Genomic DNA, 16,291 nt, shown 5'->3' with positions numbered 1-16,291 from the left:
CAAATCGGCGATCATTGCCGGGCGGACTTTGAGATGAACCTTCGCCGAACAGCCCATGGACGAAAAAATACCACCGCGCCGGCGCACCGGCGACCTGACCAGCGGCCCGATTCCGCGCACGCTGCTTTTGTTCGCTCTGCCGGTGCTCGGCTCCAATGTGCTGCAGTCGCTCAACGGTTCGATCAACGCTGTCTGGGTCGGCCGCTTCCTCGGTGAATCGGCGCTGACCGCCACCTCCAACGCCAATCTGGTTCTGTTCCTGATTCTTGGCACCGTATTCGGCATCGGCATGGCCGCCACCATCCTGGTGGCGCAATCGGTCGGCGCCCGCGACCTGCCCGAGGCGCGGCGCATCGTCGGCACCAGCGCCAGCTTCTTCTTCCTCGTCTCGGCTATCTTCGCCGTCTGCGGCTGGATCTGGGTCGACGCCATCCTCAACACACTGGGCACCCCGCCCGATGCGCTGCCGCTGGCGCGCTCCTATCTGCGTATCATCTTCGTCGCCGTGCCGATGATGAACCTTCTGTCCTTCGTCATGACGGTGCTGCGCGGTGCGGGTGATTCGCGCACGCCATTCTTCTTCATGGCGCTCGCGGTCGTGCTCGACATCATCCTCAATCCGCTGCTCATTCGCGGCATCGGCCCCTTCCCCGAACTCGGCATCGCCGGCTCCGCCACCTCGACGCTGATCGGCCAGACGGTGAGCGTGATCGCCATCCTCGTCGTGCTTTATGCCAAAAAGCATCCGTTGCGGCTCGCCGGCGCGAACCTCGCTCTGCTGCGGCCGGATCCGGCGCTGCTCAGGATCGTCGTCTTCAAGGGCGTGCCGATGGGCCTGCAGATGATCGTCATTTCGGCGGCGGCGCTGACCGTGATGGGCATCGTCAACTCCTACGGCTCGCAGGTCGCCGCCGCCTACGGCATCGCGGCGCAGCTGTGGACCTATATCCAGATGCCTGCACTGGCGATCGGAGCCGCAGTCTCGTCGATGGCGGCCCAGAATGTCGGCGCCGGGCGCTGGGACCGCATCGGTCGCATCGCGGCGTCCGGCGTCGGCTTCAACCTGGTGCTCACCGGCGCCCTGGTGGCGCTGCTGTTCCTCTTCGACAGGCCGGTGCTCGGCCTGTTCCTTAGCCGCGACAGCACCGCAATCGACATTGCAGCCCACATCAACAAGGTGGCGTCCTGGTCGTTCATCCTGTTCGGCGTCACCATCGTGCTGTTCGCCACCGTGCGCGCCACCGGTGCCGTGATGCCGCCGCTGATCATTCTGGTGATTTCCGTGCTGGTCGTGCGTACCGGCTTTGCCTACTTCTTCAGGAGCTACATCGGCGAGGAAGCGCTGTGGTGGAGTTTTCCGGCGGGATCGATCACCTCGCTGGTGCTGGCCGCCGCCTATTATCGCTTCGGCCGCTGGCGCACCATGCACATGATCGAGGACCGGCCGGCCGCCGGCGAGCCGCCCGACACCGGCCTCGGCATCCCGCGCGGACGGGCAAACATGGCGCCCGAGACGCCAAACGGGTGAGGCTCAGCGCGCGTATTTGACGCCGAACCCCAGCGCTACGACAGAGAACAGCGTGATCATGCCGGCGAAGGCCAGGCTTGCCGTCGTCGGAGTGGCCCAACTCGACAGCAGCCCAATGCCGATCACCGGCAGCGCATTGCCGCAGAAGCAGCAGATGAAGAACGCCGACACCAATTCGGCGCGACGCTCGGCAGGTGCGATCTGGCTCACCACCTGCAGGCCGCCGCGATAGCCGAGCGCCGCCGCCACGCCGCACACAGCGGTGGCGGCAACCATCAGGGACATCGACGCGAAAAACTGAGCAGCAACCATCAGCCCTACGGCCGGGATCATCAGCGCCAGCGCGGCCAGCATGCCGGCGCGACTGGACAGTCGGGTCGTGGCCAGAATGGTCGCGGCCGCAACGATCGACAGTTCAAAGAACAGCCCGCCGGCCTCGGCATGGTTGGCCACATGCAGCTGCTGCGCCAGGATGCTCGGCGCCAGGGCTGCATAGAAGCCGACCAGCGCCATGGCGCCGAAGCCGGTGACGGCCGGCGCCACGAAAGCGGCGCGGATATCAGCGGGCACCGACAGCCGCGGCCGCAGCGAAACGTCGACCAGCCTTCCCGGCCGCGAAACGGTTTCCCTGGTGCGCCAGATCAACAGCGTCACCACCACGAGCAAGGCAAGATAGACCGCAAACGTTAGTCTCAACGGCCAGGGCGCATATTCGGCGAGCAGGCCCGATGCCAGCGCGCCGAGGCCAAGGCCAACGAAGTTGGTGCTGGTGGCGATGATTGCCGCGCGCGATTTGTCCTTACCCTCGATCAATTCGGCAAGCCAGGCCGTGCCGGTTCCCGCGCCGACGCCGATGCCAAGGCCGCTCAATATGCGGGCGACATCGAGCCATGCGACGTTCTCGGCCAACAGGAACACCAGCGCGCTGACCACCGCTATGGCCATCGACGCCAGCGCCGCAGGACGGCGGCCAATGCCGTCGGACAAGCGCCCGAACATCAGCAATGCGCCGAGATTGCCGACGACATAGACGGCGTAGACCAGCGTCAGCGTGATCTGCGAGAAACCGAAGGCCTGCTTGTAGATGACGTAAAGCGGCGTCAGCACCGTGCTGCCGGCGAACAGAGCGGCGATCATGGCGGCAACCGCGGCCATCGCGGGCCGGCCATCGAGTCCGTTGTCGCGCGTTATGGTCTCGGCATAGCTGGTCATGGCAACCTCCGGCCAATCGCCCAACGCCCAATTGCGCCCCAACGTCCATGTAAGGATGGCCGTTCCACGCGCCGAACTTCATCCTGACAACCTTGTCAGGATGGTCTTGCCCGAAATCCTCGCTTAACGTCTTTCCATCGAGAAGGAGAATCCATGGGAAAAGGCAGAGTCGAGGCATTCACCGATGGGGTGGTCGCCATCATCATCACCATCATGGTGCTGGAGCTGAAAGTGCCGCATGGCGAGGATTTTTCAGCGCTTCTGCCGCTGTGGCCGATCTTTTTCAGCTATGTCTTGTCGTTCATCAATGTCGGCATCTACTGGAACAATCTGCACAACATGTTCCACACCGTCCAAAGGGTCGACGGCCGCGTGCTGTGGGCCAACCTCAACCTTCTGTTCTGGTTGTCGCTGATGCCGGCAACGACGGCCTTCATGGGCGAGAACCATTTCGCGCCGGTCCCCGTCGCCGTCTATGGCATCGACCTGGTGCTGTGTGCGGTCGCCTACACCTTTCTCGCCACCAAGCTGCACCATTTGCACGGCAACGACACCGCCTTCGCCAAGGCGCTGGGCAATGACCGCAAGGGCAAGATCTCGGTGGCCCTCTACGCCGCAGCCGTCCCGCTTGCCTTCGTCAACCAATGGATCGGCGTTGCGATCTTCGTGCTGGTGGCCGCCGTCTGGTTCGTGCCGGACACGCGTTTTTCGCGGGTGCTGGAAAAGTAGCGTAGGACGTCTCTACTTGCGCATCGCCTTCAGCTTTTCGGCAACCGACGCCGCAAGGTCGGCATAGCGCTCCTCCAGCCGCTCGGCCGCCTTGATGATCGAAAAATCATGGCCGAATTTTTCCAGCGCCATGCGCAATTTCTCGACGAACTCGGCCTGTTTTTCGAGTGCCGAAAACAAGGTCTTCACCTGCGCTTCGCTTATGTCCGGATTGGCAAGCATCTGTGGCACCTCGCGGCCCATCTGGTCGCCGGTGGCGGTCTGCTCCTTCAGGATCGCAACCCAGTCGGTCAATCGGCAGTCTCCTGTTCAGCCGCAGCATGCACGGCCGCCGTTGATGCGGTCAACCCGAACACGCGGGACGGCCTTGCACGATGCGCGTCCCGCGCTAAGTTCGGCGCCACCCGAACCCTAGGAAAAAGATCATGACCTCCGACGCCGAAATCCAATCCGCTTTGCCCGCCCTCAACCGAGGCAACGTCGCCGTCGTCACCGGGGGCGCCAGCGGCATCGGGCTTGCCGCCGCCAAAAGGCTGGCGGCTATGGGCATGAGACTGGTGCTGGCCGACATTGGCGGCGCGCGCCTCGATGCGGCCCGCCAGGCAGTCGCCGCGATCACCGGCGAGAATGCCGTGCTTGCCGTCGCCACCGACGTGTCGAAGGCCGACGAACTCGGCCGGCTGGCGGAAAAGACGCATGCCGCTTTCGGCGCCGTATCGCTGCTGATGAACAATGCCGGCGTCGGCAACAATCCGGGAAAACCGTGGGAGAACGGCGACGCCTGGAAGCGGCTGATCGACATCAATTTCTGGGGTGTCGTACATGGCGTCGAGGCCTTCGCTCCGGCCATGCTGGCCTCCGGAGAGCCTGGCCTGATCATCAACACCGGCTCCAAGCAAGGCATCACCACGCCACCCGGCAATCTCGCCTACAACGTCTCCAAATCGGCGTTGAAGACGTTCACCGAAGGCTTGGCGCACGCATTGCGCAACGAGCCGGGCGCGAAGGTCGCGGCGCATCTTCTCATTCCCGGCTTCACCTTCACCGGCCTCACCGAAGGAGCGGTCGAAAAACCGGCTGGCGCCTGGACCGGCGAGCAGGTGGTCGACTTCATGCTGGCTTCGCTGGCGCGTGGGGACTTCTACATCCTCTGCCCCGACAATGAGGTGATGCGCCCGACCGATGAAAAGCGCATGGCCTGGGCGATCGGCGACATCATCGAGAACCGGCCTGCTCTCTCGCGCTGGCACCCCGACCATAAGGACGCTTTCGCGGCCTTTATGGGAAACTGATCGTCGAACTCAGCCAAAGCCGAGACTCAGGCGGGCGCGCGTTTTTTCGCGGTGCGCTTTTGCGCGACGGCCTTCTTGGCCGCGAGTTCGGCGAGCTCGTGGTCATGGCGTTTTGCCGCCCGCTCGCATTTGTCTCTGATCTCCTCGACCTCGGATTCGGTCAGGTGCTCGATGCCGATGAAATGATTGTGGCCCTCGCTGACGCGGATCAGTTCGTCGAGCTTGGCCTGAACCGCGGCGCCGTCGCGGTTCTGGGTGTTCTGGATCAGGAACACCATCAGAAAGGTGATGATCGTCGTTCCCGTGTTGATGACGAGCTGCCACGTATCGGAAAAGCCGAAGAATGGCCCGCTTACCGCCCAGACGATAACGATGGCGCAGCAGGCGATGAAAGTCGGCGGCAGGCCCGCCAAGTGCGAAACGGTGTTGGCGATTCTGGTAAACAGCTTTTCGATCATTCACATCCTCGACCGTTCAAAGCGCGATAAACTGCCCGACGCCCATTCATCGCTCCAACAATAAACAACCGGCAGCCGCTTCCGGTTCCCTGTCGCAGAGGGCATCGCTGATGCAATTGTATGCACGCCAAAGGCGCAGCGCCGTGAAAAGCCGCCTTATCGGTTTGTTGCCATAGTCGCCATGCAGGCCAAAACCTGTTCCTTCCGCTTCACGCGGATTTGTCTCCAAGCCCCTTCCGCTGCGCCACCCCCGCATGGCGGAAGGGGTTCGTTGCGTTGCCGCAGCCGGCGGAACTCTTCCCGACACGTGCCGTTCAGAATTTTGGCGCCAGGATTTCGGCCAGCCAGTCGATGAAACCGCGCACGCGCGGCGAGCTCTCAGGAATGCTCTTGCTCCCAGCGATGGAGGAAATCCTCAATCGGCAAGGCCTGCATGTCGGGAACCGCTTTGGCGAGTTTCTCCGGCGGCCAGTCCCACCAGGCGAGGCTTTCGATCCGCGCCGCGATCTCGGAGGGAAAGCGCATGCGCAACGGCTTTGCCGGTACGCCGGCGACGATTGTGTAGGCCGGTACATTCCGCGTCACCACCGCATTGGCGCCGACGATGGCGCCATTGCCGATGCTGATGCCGGGCATGATGACGGCGCCATGGCCGATCCAGACATCGTTGCCGATGCTGACCGCCTTGGCCTGCCGCCGCGCGCGGAACGCTGCGTCGACGCCCAGCCAGCGGAAATACTCGTTCGGCCGGTAGCTGAGCTTGTGCTGCGTGATCCGCTCGATCGGATGCTCTAGCGCATTGATGCGGCTGTTGGCGGCGATCGAGCAGAATTTTCCGATCGTCGTGTAGATCGCCTCGGCGTGGCGCTCGAAATAGGAGAAATCGCCGACATTGACCTCGCGCAGCACCACCCGTTCGCCGATCGAGGCATAGCGGCCAAGCTTGCACGCTTTCAGCTCCGCGGTCGGATGGATGCGCGGCTCCGGATCTTTCAGGACGAGGTTTTCGGTACGGTCCATCTGGCGGATTTACCCCCGCACAATTGCGGAAGCAATTGTCGCGTTGCGCCCGGAGAATCCGCTATTTCGGCTTGCCGCCGGTCCACACCACGTTCTGGCTGAACAGCGGCACGGTCGTCACCGACATTTTCGCCGAGCCGTCCTGCACCTGGCGCGAATGCGAGAGATAGATCAGCGTCTCGTTCTTCTTGTCGTAGATGCGGTTCACCACCTGCTTCTTCCAGATCAGGCTGATGCCTTGCTTGAACACCTCTTCGCCGCCCTCGCTCATGTCGATGTCGCCGATGGTGATCGGCCCGGTCTGGCGGCAGGAGATCGAGGAATCAGACGGATCCTCGAACCAGTTGCCCTTGTGCAGCCGGTCGATGACGCTGCGGTCGAAATAGGAGACATGGCAGGTCACGCCGTCGATCTTGGGATCCTTGATCGCCTCGACGATGATGTCGTTGCCGACCCAATCGACGCTGACCTTGCCGACTTCCTCTGCCGCTGCGGCACCGGCGCCAAGGGCAATGCATGCGGCCAGCGCGCCGCCGATCAGTTTCTGCCCAATCCGTCTCTGCCCAGTCCGTCTATGCAAGGGAGCCTCCTCAGGTTCAGTTTGCCGGTCTCAGGTGGGATAAGGGCCAGCTGTTTGCAAGGTAGCGCCCAGCCCGGTTGCGGCAACGCGGCATCTTTGCCTTGCCCCCTGCGACCGGCTAAGACTGCCGGCAGAGAGGCGCCGATCCGGCGCTCGATGATTTCTGCTACGGACAATTCCTGATGATGCGTTCAATTCTGGTCGGCATTCTCGTTCTGATGGCGGCGGGCATCGGCTGGCTCACCTTTGACTTCTATCGCGGCCACTATGGTGGCGAACCGTATGGCGCGCCATTCACGCTGGTCGACCAGAAAGGCGCGCCAATCACCGAAGCCGCCTTCCGGGGAAAACCCAGCATCGTCTTCTTCGGCTTCACCCATTGCCCGGAAGTCTGCCCGACCACTTTGTTCGAAATGGCCGGCTGGCTGAAGACGCTGGGCGACGACGGCAAGAACCTCAACGCCTACTTCGTTACCGTCGATCCAGAGCGCGACACGCCGCCTGTGATGAACACTTACGTCAGCAATTTCTCCGACCGCATCGTCGGCATATCGGGCGATCCCGACAAGGTGCACGCCATGGCGAAGTCCTTCAACATCTACTGGAAGAAGGTCGACACCGGCGACGGCGATTATACGATGGACCACACCGCCTCGGCGCTGCTGCTCAATGCCAAGGGCGAGTTTTCGGGCACCATAGCCTATGGCGAAAGCGCCGATACCGCGATAGCCAAGCTGAAGCGGCTGGCGGCAGGCTAGGCATGATCCCGAAATGTGGAATCCGGTTTTCTCGGACAGAAAAGTGTTGTCCAGAGATCATGCTTAAACAAGAGACCAGCTGATGGGTCAGACCAGGCTCCACTTCATCGCTGGGAAGATCGAGGCCGACCGCATCTTTGCCGCGCTCGAACCGGCTTTCGAGGATGAAGGCCTGCCGATCGCCGTGCTCGAAGTCGATGAAGACCGCGACATCTATGAGGTTTCGCTCTACACCGACGGCAATGTCGACGCGGTTGAGGCGCGGTTAAGGGACAGCCTTGCCGGACTGTCCCTGTCGAAGCCGATCGAGCGCGAGGTTTTGCCCGACATCGACTGGGTGGCGCGCTCGCTGGAGGGACTGAAGCCGGTGCGCGCCGGACGTTTCTTCGTCCATGGCGCGCATGACCGCCGGAAGCGCCACAGCGGCGAACTCGCCATCGAGATCGAGGCCGGCCTTGCCTTCGGCACCGGCCATCACGGCACCACTGCCGGCTGCCTCGAAATGCTGGAACGGGTCGTGCGCCGCGAACGTCCCAGGAATGCCCTCGACCTCGGCACCGGCAGCGCGGTGCTGGCGATCGCCGTCGCCAAACTGGCGCATATTCCGGTGCTGGCGACCGACATCGATCCGATCGCCGTCAGGGTCGCCGCCGCCAACGCCCGCCTCAACCACGTCAAGGCGCTGGTCGAAACGGTGACGGCGCCCGGCTTCCACCACCCGATCTTCGGCAAGCGCGCGCCTTTCGATCTCATCGTCGCCAACATATTGGCGCGACCGCTGATGCGGCTGGCGCCTGAGATGGCCAGGCATATCAGTCTCGGCGGCTCGATCGTGCTGTCCGGCATCCTCGAGCGGCAGTGCAATGCGGTGATCTCGGCCTATGTCGGCCAGAATTTCCGCCATGTCAGGACCTTGCATCGCGAAGGCTGGGTAACGATCCACCTGAAGCACTGAGACGCAACGCGCTTTGGACCAATCCGAGCCTGTTGCGATTGGCGAAAATCGATTCCGGTTTTCCGGGTCATGCGCTACGGTCGCGCCCGATACAGGAGGCATACCATGTTCCAGACCTTCGATTCCGCAGGCGACCCGAGCGTCGGCAAGCCGCGCGTGACGTTGCTGCGGCGATGGCTGGCGGATAATGGCCTCGACGGTTTCCTGGTGCCGCGCGCGGACGAGCACCAGGGCGAATATGTCGCCGATCGCTCGGCGCGGCTGAAATGGTTGACCGGCTTCAGCGGCTCGGCCGGCGTAGCACTTGTGCAGCGTGACCGCGCCTTCATGTTCGTCGATGGCCGCTATACCTTGCAAGTGCGCCACGAAGTCGATCTCGACATTTTTGCAATCGAGAGTCTCGTCGACAACCCGCCGGCCTCCTGGATCAAGGACAATCTCGGCAAGGGCGCCAGGCTTGGCTTCGACCCCTGGCTGCACACGATCGCTGAGGTCAAGGCGCTGAAAACCTCGGCCGAGCAATCCGGTGCGACGCTGGTGCCGCTCGACAGGAACCCGATCGACATCATCTGGAAGGATCAGCCGGCACCACCAGCGGCGCCAGTCGAAATCCACCCGATCGGCTTTGCCGGGGAACTGGCGAAGGACAAGCTGGCGCGGCTGGCGGCGGCAATCGGCAAGGAGGGCGCGACGCACGCCGTGCTCACCGACCCCTCCTCGATCGCCTGGGCCTTCAACATCCGTGGCGGCGACGTGCCGCACACGCCGCTGGCGCTCGGCTTCGCGATCCTTGCCGCCGACGGCAAGCACCAGCTGTTCATGGACCAGCGCAAGTTTTCGCGCACGGTCGCCGCCTATCTCACCCAGCTTGCTGATTTGCACGAACCCGGCGAGTTCGAAGCGGCGGTCGCAGCCCTTGCCAATGGCGGCGCCAAGATCGCGCTCGATCCGGTGCTGGCGGCGGAAAAGCTGAGAATGCTGGTCGAGGACAATGGCGGCGCATTTGTTTCAGCGGCCGATCCCGCCCGCATTCCGCGCGCCACCAAAAACCCAGCGGAAATCGCCGGCAGCCGCGCCGCGCACCGCCGAGACGGGGCGGCGGTGGCGAAACTGCTGTGCTGGCTGGAACGGCAGAAGCCGGGCACGCTCGACGAAATAACCGTTGTCACCAAGTTGGAGGAAACGCGCCGGCAGACCGGCGAGGAAACGCAGATGCCGCTGCGCGATGTCTCCTTCGACACCATTTCCGGCGCCGGGCCGAACGGCGCCATCATGCACTACCGTGTGTCGCGCGCCACCAATCGCAAGCTGGCAAAGGGCGAGCTGTTCCTGCTCGATTCCGGCGCCCAGTATCAGGACGGCACCACCGACATCACCCGCACCGTGCCGATCGGCCAGCCGACCGAGGAGATGCGCGAGCGCTTCACACTGGTGCTGAAAGGCATGATCGGCATTTCCACGCTGCGCTTTCCCGCCGGCACGCGCGGCTCGGAAATCGACGCAGTGGCGCGCATGGCGCTGTGGAAGCATGGCTGCGACTTTGCCCACGGCACCGGCCACGGCGTCGGCTCGTACCTGGCCGTGCATGAAGGGCCGCAGCGCATCGCCCGCACCGGCACCGAAAAGCTGCTGGCCGGCATGATGCTGTCCAACGAGCCCGGCTATTACAAGGAAGGCTCCTACGGCATCCGCATCGAGAACCTGATCCTGGTTACGCCTGCCGAACAGGTCGAAGGCGGCGACATTGCCATGCACGGTTTCGAGACGCTGACACTGGCGCCGATCGATGTCAGGCTGATCCGCACCGACCTGCTGACGCGCGAGGAGTTGCACTGGCTGGATACTTACCATGCCGGGGTGCTGGCCGAGATCGGCCCGATGCTCGACGGCGAGACGCTGGCCTGGCTGGAGAAGGCAACAGCGCCGCTACCGCACGACGCCAAGATTTGAAATGAGCTTCTTTCTCCCCGTCACTATACGGGGAGGTGAGGAGCGGTCCGCGAAGCGGACGAAAAGCCAATTGCTTGGCTTTTCGAGTGACGAACGCCCGGCAGGGCAATGAGGGGCGGCGCCGACAGTTCGAAACTGTTCTGCCGGCAGGCGCCCTATGCCACAAACTGCCGCGCTAGGATCAGCACCACCGCCCCTGCCAGAAACATCGCCATCAGTCCGCCACGTAGCGAGACCACAGCGGCGACGACCAGTGCCGCCCATTCCGCCGGTCCGGCGCTGAGTGCGGCGGGCGCCACCAGCGTCGTCAACACCGCCGCCGGCACGGCGTTCAAGCCAGCCTCGACGCGTGGATGGATGTGGTCGAAGCGCGAGATCACCAGATGGCCGCCGACGCGGGTGAGATAGGTGGCGATCGCGCCGGCAATGATGATCCACAAAGTCGCGCTCATCGTTTTGCCTCCACACCGCTATGGTGCGGCGGCAGGATGACGGCCAGAAGCACGCCTGCAACGGCGCCGATGGAGACGTGCCATGGCGATCCCACAGTTTTGTAGGCGATGATCGACGCCGCGGCGCTGGCGATCACCACCGGCAGCCACAGTGGCCGGTTGCGAAAGCCCATGACCAGCCCGAGGAAATAGATCGGCAGCAGGAAATCGATGCCCAGGGCATGCGTGTCGGGGATCAGCTTGCCGAACACCGCACCCAGCGCGCTTTCAATCCCCCAGAACACATAGACCGGCAGGCCAAGGCCCATGTACCAGGCAAAGCCGACGGTCTCGCCGGCTTCGGCCCTGCGCTCGGCCACCGCGAACTGCGGATCGGTGAGCACGAAATAGCCCAGTGCTTGGCTGATAACCGGCCAGTGCGCGATTCGCCGGCCGATGCTGGCGGAGTAAAGCACGTGACGGAAATTCACCGCGAAGATCGACAGCACGACCAGCCATGGCGCGACATGCTGGCCGAACAGTTCGATGCCGACCATCTGGCTGGCGCCGCCGAAGATCAGCGCGCTCATCAAGAAAGCTTCGAGAACGGAAAAGCCGTTGTCGACGGCGATGGCGCCGAACAGCAGCCCAAATGGCGCCGCAGCGACAACCACCGGCATCGACAGCCGCACGCCGTCCCAGAAGTCGCTGGCCACGGAATTTTCGCTTAAGGTCTCTGCCGACATGTCACATTCCCATCTCGCGCTGCTATGTAGGAGCCGGCGTTTGAAAAGTCAGACGAATTCGCTTGAGCCAACAAATCAGCGAAACTGATGTTGTAAAAACAAATGAGGGGGTTCGGATGATCGCTTATGATTTCACCGGCAGGCACGCGGTCGTCACCGGCGCCGGTGGCGGCATGGGCGAGGCGATCTCGCTGGCGCTGCTCGAGGCCGGCGCCTCGGTCACCGCCATCGACGTCAAGCCGCGTCCGGCGTCGCTTGCCGCCTATGACGACCGGCTCACCTTTGCCCAGGGCGACCTCACCGACGCCGCCTTTGTCGAGCAGACCATCAATGCCGCGGGCCGCAAGCGCGGCGGCATCGATTATCTCGCCAATGTCGCAGGCGTGCTCTGGTTCGGCCGCGACAAGTCGGCCCTCGAGATGGACCTTGATGTCTGGGACCAGGTCTTCAACATCAATCTGAAATCCTTCGTCCACACCGCGCGGGCGGTGGTTCCCCATATGCGGGCCGGCGGACGCGGCGGCGCCATGGTGCACTTCTCCACCATCCAGTGGTATCGCGGCGATCCGACCCCGCAGGATGCCTACCAGGCATCGAAGGCCGGCGTCTGTGCGCTGTCGAAGTCGCTCGCCATGCAGTTGGCGGGCGATGGCATCCGCTCCAATTCGATCTGCCCGGGCATGGCGTTGACGCCGCTGCAGGCGCGATGGGATACCGAGGAGAAACGCGCTGCCGTTGCCAATTATGCGCCGCTCGGCCGCATCGGCACGCCGCAGGACATGGCCAATGCCGCGCTCTTCCTGCTTTCCGATGCGGCAAGCTACATCACCGGCATCGAGCTCGCCGTCGACGGCGGTCTTTTGATGCGGATGTAGCCGTGCAGTGCGCCGGGCTAGCTAGATTCTGTCGCTCGATCGAGCGGAATACTCAGACATTGTTAACCAGAATGGAGCAGACCAAGTAATGTGGTTAGTTGGATATACCTAGTTATATATATTAGGTAATGCTGAACTTTGTTCTAGTTGCCCGCAGAGAAGATACCTGCTAACCTCAATTTGTATACGCTTAGCCATAATACGAATCACCTGTTGCGAACTCCGTTAAACGGGATCGTTGATAATGGGGTATATAAGTATTTCCTATTGAGATTACGGTTGATCGCTTCCGTTTTCTACAACGGATCTTGCATGTATTGGAAATGAAGTAGACTTCACTGAAGCATACAGGGATATTAGGATCGCGATGAAGATATTGCGTCGGATTTCTCTCAGTATCGGGTTGGCTTCGCTTGTGCTCTCGGCTGCATATGCTGAGTCGTTGCCGACGACGTTGCCCAAGGTAACCGACCCCAAGCCAGCGACGACGCCCGCCGGGCAGCAATCCAACGTTGCGATATTGCCGCTGCCAAACAAAGCAACCGGCAGCGAAAAGCCGATGCCTAAGTCGGCGGGACCGAACAATGCCTCGGCGGCTTCCAGTACTGCAGCGCGGGGCCTTCCGGAGACTCCGATACAACCTTCCCCGACTCAACAGTAGTCGACAGCTATCGAATTGGCGCGATTGCCCCTATCCGATCTGGGCAATTTCTTGGATTTATACAGGGGGCAACCATGCATGCAGCATTGAGTTTGATTTCGATCAGATTCAGCAACTGGGCCATTGGTCTTATCTGCGCGCTGACTGTTCTGGCCACCTCGAGCGCTAGCATGGCCAGTGGCTGGGGCGGTATCGTCCCGGGTAGCAACGATTACAACCATCCGGTCCTCTATCCAACCCCAGGCGAGGCCTGCTCATCGGTTCAAAACAGTTACGTGCCCAACTTCGGCTTTCAGGTCTATGGCCTCATCGCGGTGACGGCATGGCCCGACAGTACCGACCCGAGCGATGGCACCATACACTCGGCCATGGGATGCAAGATGAGTGCTGGCGCTAACGGCACTCCGACGATCGTCGTCCTGCTGGGGTGCGACGGAACTGACAAGGGGGCCCAGGGGGCCTGCGTCCCATCCGACTACCCCAAAACGGCAGAGCCGCTGTGCGGGGGTAGTCTTGGCACGCCGGGATCCTGCCCTACGGTGGGCGACCCGGTCTCCCTCTCGTCTGGCGCCAAGGTGGAGATGGTCACCGACTACACCAGCGGCGGGGCCTATCCAATTGAGGTCAAGCGTTACTACCGCAGCATGATGATGCCTCCTTCTGGCTCCAACGATGGCATGGGCGGTGTGTGGCAGATGGACATCCTGGGGCGGCATGTCGAGATAGTCTACCCTCACTACAACATGATCATCCGCCGTGAGGATGGGGCTCGGACCCGCTTCATGAATACGATGTATCAATACGATCCGAATGCATTAGGCGTCTGGAAGGCGCTCACCATCGAAGGTCAGTATAACAACAACAACGAGCTATATCACTACAGCACGCCCGATGCGCGCGATAAAATCGTTGAAGAAACCCTGGGGACCTACAAGTACACGGACGAGAACGACCGGACCGATACTCTGGCGCTTGTGAACGGCGCCTATATTGTGACGCAGACGACCTGGAAGGGCGGCTACATCCGGAACTACACCTACGACGGCGGCAACCACCTGACCGGCTTGACCGACAGTCTGGGCCGTTCGGTGACCTTCACCTGGACGGGCAACGTCGTGACGCAGGTGGTTCTGCCAGACGGCACTAAGCTGCAGTACACCTTTCAGCAACAGTCAGTTGGGGGCGTATCGGTCCCGGGCACGGAGCTGCTGACCCAGGTCACGCGGCGCAAGGCCGACAACACGTTGATCGATTCCACGACTTACGAATACGACCGCGGCACGACGTCGACGCCGCTGCTGACTGCGGTGAAGGACACCAACGGCGCGGTGATCGAATCGACCACCTATGACGCCCGCGGCCGTGCCCTGACCGCCCAGCGCGCTGGCGGCGCTGACTACACCAGCATCGTCTACGACGACGTCAACGACAAACGCACGGTAACCAATGCGCTCGGCCAGGTGAGTGTCTACACCATGGTCCGGCCCGCCTTCGTCTTCATCCCTATCCCGACGGTGTTCGAGCTCTCCAGCGTCGCCCGCCAGGCAAGCGCCACCGTGCCGGCCGCGACCCTGACCCAGACCTACGACTTGAACGGCTTCCTGTCGCAACGGGTCGACTTCAATGGCAAGATTTACAACTTCACCAACGACAGTGCCGGCAACGAAACAAACCGCGTGGAGGATGCGGGCACCGGTGGACTGGCGCGGTCGGTAACTACAACTTGGTCGACCACCTTCAAGCTGCCCACTCAGATTGTTGCGCCCAACCTGACGGTCGATCTGACCTACGATGCCGCGGGCCGGCTGACGCAGCGCAAAGAGACGGACACCACCATTGCCCACAGCCCGCCATCCCGCACCTGGACCTACACCTGGACGACCGCGGGTCTGCTGCAAAGCGTGACGGGTCCGCGCACGGATCTGACCCAGACGACCAGCTACACCTACGATACTGCCGGCAATCTGGCTACCGTCACCAACGCTCTCAGCCAGGTGACGACGATCCTCTCCACCAACTCCATGGGCCTGCCGACGTCGACTAAGGACCCGAACAACGTCATCACCAACCTGACCTACGATCCGTTGGGCAGGCTCCTGACCGCCATAGTGCAGGGCCCGACACCGGCGACAACCACGTTCACCTATGACGTCAATGGCCTTCTGACGTCGCTGACCACACCGGCGGGCGTAACTTTGACCTACGGCTACAATGCGGCCCATCAGCTGACCTCGATGACCGACCAGGCTAGCAACCAGATGGTCTTCACGCTCGACGCCTTGGCCAACCACCTGCAGACACAGGTGGTCAACGGCTCGTCGCAGGTACTGATGACCAACAGCGCGACCTTCGACTCGCTGGGTCGTCTGCTGACCAGCATCGGGGCCGCTAACCAGACGACCGCCTACCAGTACGACGGCAATTCCAACCGGACCAGGATTACCGATCCCCGCAATGCCGCTACGCAGAACGCGTTCGATGGCCTCAACCGGGTTAAACAGGTCACTGACGCGCTGAACGCGGTGACGCAGATCGGCTATGACGGACAGAACAACGTCACTTCGATCACCGACCCCAGGCTGCACCCGACGACCTATACCGTCAACGGGTTCGGTTTTGTGACGCAGGTGGTCAGTCCCGACAGCGGCACCACCATCTACACCTACGATTTGGCCGGCAACATCCTGTCGCGAAAGGACGCCCGCAGGATCACGGTGAACTACACCTACGATGCGCTGAACCGGATCAAGACCCGGACCTCTCCTGCTACAGCGCTCAATGTCAGCTACACTTACGACGCCACTGCTGGCGGCAATTACGGCGCGGGCCGGCTGACCTCGCTGACCGACGCCGCCGGGTCAGCCAGCTTCACCTATGACGCTTATGGCAATCTGGTCAGCGAAAATCGGACAATCTCCTCGGTGCAGTATACCACCGGTTATGGCTACGACTTGGATAAGAACCTGACCCAGATCACCTATCCCTCCGGGCTGCTCGTCAGCTACCAACGGGATGCGCAAGGCCGCGTCGTTGGCATCACAAGCAAGCTGAACGTCACGGCTTCGACGGTGACGCTTGCCTCGGGAGGGCAATACC

The 16,291-nt window shown here is 62.3% G+C and carries 15 protein-coding genes; 8 read left to right on the top strand and 7 right to left on the bottom strand.

Annotated elements, in window-relative coordinates; genetic code table 11:
* Positions 1–55: 55 nt before the first annotated feature.
* Entirely contained in the window at positions 56–1,528 is a 1,473-nt protein-coding gene (locus NKJ80_RS30760; protein ID WP_023712449.1) for an MATE family efflux transporter, read from the top strand.
* A gap of 3 nt (positions 1,529–1,531) precedes the next feature.
* On the opposite strand, the gene NKJ80_RS30755 is transcribed toward NKJ80_RS30760, so the two are convergent.
* Complete coding sequence (locus tag NKJ80_RS30755) at positions 1,532–2,740, bottom strand: MFS transporter (RefSeq protein ID WP_023712448.1); 1,209 nt, start codon at positions 2,738–2,740, stop codon at positions 1,532–1,534.
* 153 nt (positions 2,741–2,893) lie between these two features.
* Between NKJ80_RS30755 and NKJ80_RS30750 the strand changes: the two genes are divergently transcribed.
* Positions 2,894–3,469 (top strand): TMEM175 family protein, encoded by a 576-nt coding sequence (locus NKJ80_RS30750; RefSeq protein ID WP_023682120.1) that lies wholly within the window; start codon positions 2,894–2,896, stop codon positions 3,467–3,469.
* A gap of 12 nt (positions 3,470–3,481) precedes the next feature.
* Here NKJ80_RS30750 and NKJ80_RS30745 read toward each other — a convergent pair whose 3' ends face one another.
* Positions 3,482–3,763 carry a hypothetical protein gene (locus NKJ80_RS30745; RefSeq protein ID WP_023668298.1) on the bottom strand — a complete coding sequence of 94 codons (282 nt, stop codon included), beginning with the start codon at positions 3,761–3,763 and terminating at the stop codon, positions 3,482–3,484.
* 131 nt (positions 3,764–3,894) lie between these two features.
* Here NKJ80_RS30745 and NKJ80_RS30740 point away from each other — a divergent pair, with 131 nt between their 5' ends.
* Positions 3,895–4,761, top strand: a complete 867-nt coding sequence (locus NKJ80_RS30740; RefSeq protein WP_023815565.1) for an SDR family NAD(P)-dependent oxidoreductase — start codon at positions 3,895–3,897, stop codon at positions 4,759–4,761.
* 26 nt (positions 4,762–4,787) lie between these two features.
* On the opposite strand, the gene NKJ80_RS30735 is transcribed toward NKJ80_RS30740, so the two are convergent.
* From NKJ80_RS30735 to NKJ80_RS30725, 3 genes are all read right to left on the bottom strand, one after another.
* Positions 4,788–5,219 (bottom strand): low affinity iron permease family protein, encoded by a 432-nt coding sequence (locus NKJ80_RS30735; RefSeq protein ID WP_031197915.1) that lies wholly within the window; start codon positions 5,217–5,219, stop codon positions 4,788–4,790.
* Positions 5,220–5,597: 378 nt separating this feature from the next.
* The gene (locus NKJ80_RS30730; protein ID WP_023697007.1) at positions 5,598–6,239 is read right to left on the bottom strand and encodes a DapH/DapD/GlmU-related protein; all 642 of its coding nucleotides are present in this window, start codon (positions 6,237–6,239) and stop codon (positions 5,598–5,600) included.
* Positions 6,240–6,300: 61 nt separating this feature from the next.
* Complete coding sequence (locus NKJ80_RS30725) at positions 6,301–6,819, bottom strand: CreA family protein (protein WP_032885447.1); 519 nt, start codon at positions 6,817–6,819, stop codon at positions 6,301–6,303.
* Between the two features lie 182 nt (positions 6,820–7,001).
* Here NKJ80_RS30725 and NKJ80_RS30720 point away from each other — a divergent pair, with 182 nt between their 5' ends.
* The 3 genes from NKJ80_RS30720 (at position 7,002) to NKJ80_RS30710 (ending at position 10,482) form a co-directional block, all read left to right on the top strand.
* Complete coding sequence (locus NKJ80_RS30720; protein ID WP_023697009.1) at positions 7,002–7,577, top strand: SCO family protein; 576 nt, start codon at positions 7,002–7,004, stop codon at positions 7,575–7,577.
* Positions 7,578–7,659: 82 nt separating this feature from the next.
* Positions 7,660–8,532 (top strand): 50S ribosomal protein L11 methyltransferase, encoded by an 873-nt coding sequence (locus NKJ80_RS30715; protein WP_023682125.1) that lies wholly within the window; start codon positions 7,660–7,662, stop codon positions 8,530–8,532.
* A 105-nt stretch (positions 8,533–8,637) separates the two neighbouring features.
* A complete protein-coding gene (locus NKJ80_RS30710; protein WP_352498926.1) occupies positions 8,638–10,482 on the top strand; it encodes an aminopeptidase P family protein in 1,845 nt (614 codons plus the stop codon).
* A gap of 155 nt (positions 10,483–10,637) precedes the next feature.
* Here the strand turns inward: NKJ80_RS30710 and NKJ80_RS30705 are convergent, their stop codons facing one another.
* Together NKJ80_RS30705 and NKJ80_RS30700 are read right to left on the bottom strand one after the other, a co-directional pair.
* Positions 10,638–10,934, bottom strand: coding sequence for an AzlD family protein (locus tag NKJ80_RS30705; protein WP_023690882.1), 297 nt, complete (start codon positions 10,932–10,934; stop codon positions 10,638–10,640).
* The gene (locus NKJ80_RS30700) at positions 10,931–11,659 is read right to left on the bottom strand and encodes an AzlC family ABC transporter permease (RefSeq protein WP_023741692.1); all 729 of its coding nucleotides are present in this window, start codon (positions 11,657–11,659) and stop codon (positions 10,931–10,933) included. The genes NKJ80_RS30705 and NKJ80_RS30700 overlap by 4 nt, the downstream gene beginning before the upstream one ends.
* Before the next feature lie 116 nt (positions 11,660–11,775).
* On the opposite strand from NKJ80_RS30700, the gene NKJ80_RS30695 reads away from it, so the two are divergent.
* Together NKJ80_RS30695 and NKJ80_RS30690 are read left to right on the top strand one after the other, a co-directional pair.
* On the top strand, positions 11,776–12,534 hold the full coding sequence (locus NKJ80_RS30695) for an SDR family NAD(P)-dependent oxidoreductase (RefSeq protein WP_023688040.1): 759 nt from the start codon (positions 11,776–11,778) through the stop codon (positions 12,532–12,534).
* A gap of 735 nt (positions 12,535–13,269) precedes the next feature.
* On the top strand, positions 13,270–16,291 hold a 3,022-nt coding region (locus tag NKJ80_RS30690; RefSeq protein ID WP_352498925.1), incomplete at its 3' end, for a DUF6531 domain-containing protein.

This window comes from Mesorhizobium sp. M0030 (assembly GCF_040323695.1).
Classification (GTDB): Bacteria; Pseudomonadota; Alphaproteobacteria; order Rhizobiales; family Rhizobiaceae; genus Mesorhizobium.
This window is presented reverse-complemented; position numbering and strand designations above follow the sequence as displayed.

Excerpts from the sequence above, each read along its gene's own strand:
- NKJ80_RS30740 (WP_023815565.1), top strand. The coding sequence starts at position 3,895 with ATGACCTCCGACGCCGAAATCCAATCCGCTTTGCCCGCCCTCAACCGA.
- NKJ80_RS30750 (WP_023682120.1), top strand. The coding sequence starts at position 2,894 with ATGGGAAAAGGCAGAGTCGAGGCATTCACCGATGGGGTGGTCGCCATC.
- NKJ80_RS30730 (WP_023697007.1), bottom strand. The coding sequence starts at position 6,239 with ATGGACCGTACCGAAAACCTCGTCCTGAAAGATCCGGAGCCGCGCATC.
- NKJ80_RS30755 (WP_023712448.1), bottom strand. The coding sequence starts at position 2,740 with ATGACCAGCTATGCCGAGACCATAACGCGCGACAACGGACTCGATGGC.
- NKJ80_RS30700 (WP_023741692.1), bottom strand. The coding sequence starts at position 11,659 with ATGTCGGCAGAGACCTTAAGCGAAAATTCCGTGGCCAGCGACTTCTGG.
- NKJ80_RS30735 (WP_031197915.1), bottom strand. The coding sequence starts at position 5,219 with ATGATCGAAAAGCTGTTTACCAGAATCGCCAACACCGTTTCGCACTTG.
- NKJ80_RS30715 (WP_023682125.1), top strand. The coding sequence starts at position 7,660 with ATGGGTCAGACCAGGCTCCACTTCATCGCTGGGAAGATCGAGGCCGAC.
- NKJ80_RS30695 (WP_023688040.1), top strand. The coding sequence starts at position 11,776 with ATGATCGCTTATGATTTCACCGGCAGGCACGCGGTCGTCACCGGCGCC.
- NKJ80_RS30720 (WP_023697009.1), top strand. The coding sequence starts at position 7,002 with ATGATGCGTTCAATTCTGGTCGGCATTCTCGTTCTGATGGCGGCGGGC.
- NKJ80_RS30705 (WP_023690882.1), bottom strand. The coding sequence starts at position 10,934 with ATGAGCGCGACTTTGTGGATCATCATTGCCGGCGCGATCGCCACCTAT.
- NKJ80_RS30710 (WP_352498926.1), top strand. The coding sequence starts at position 8,638 with ATGTTCCAGACCTTCGATTCCGCAGGCGACCCGAGCGTCGGCAAGCCG.
- NKJ80_RS30760 (WP_023712449.1), top strand. The coding sequence starts at position 56 with ATGGACGAAAAAATACCACCGCGCCGGCGCACCGGCGACCTGACCAGC.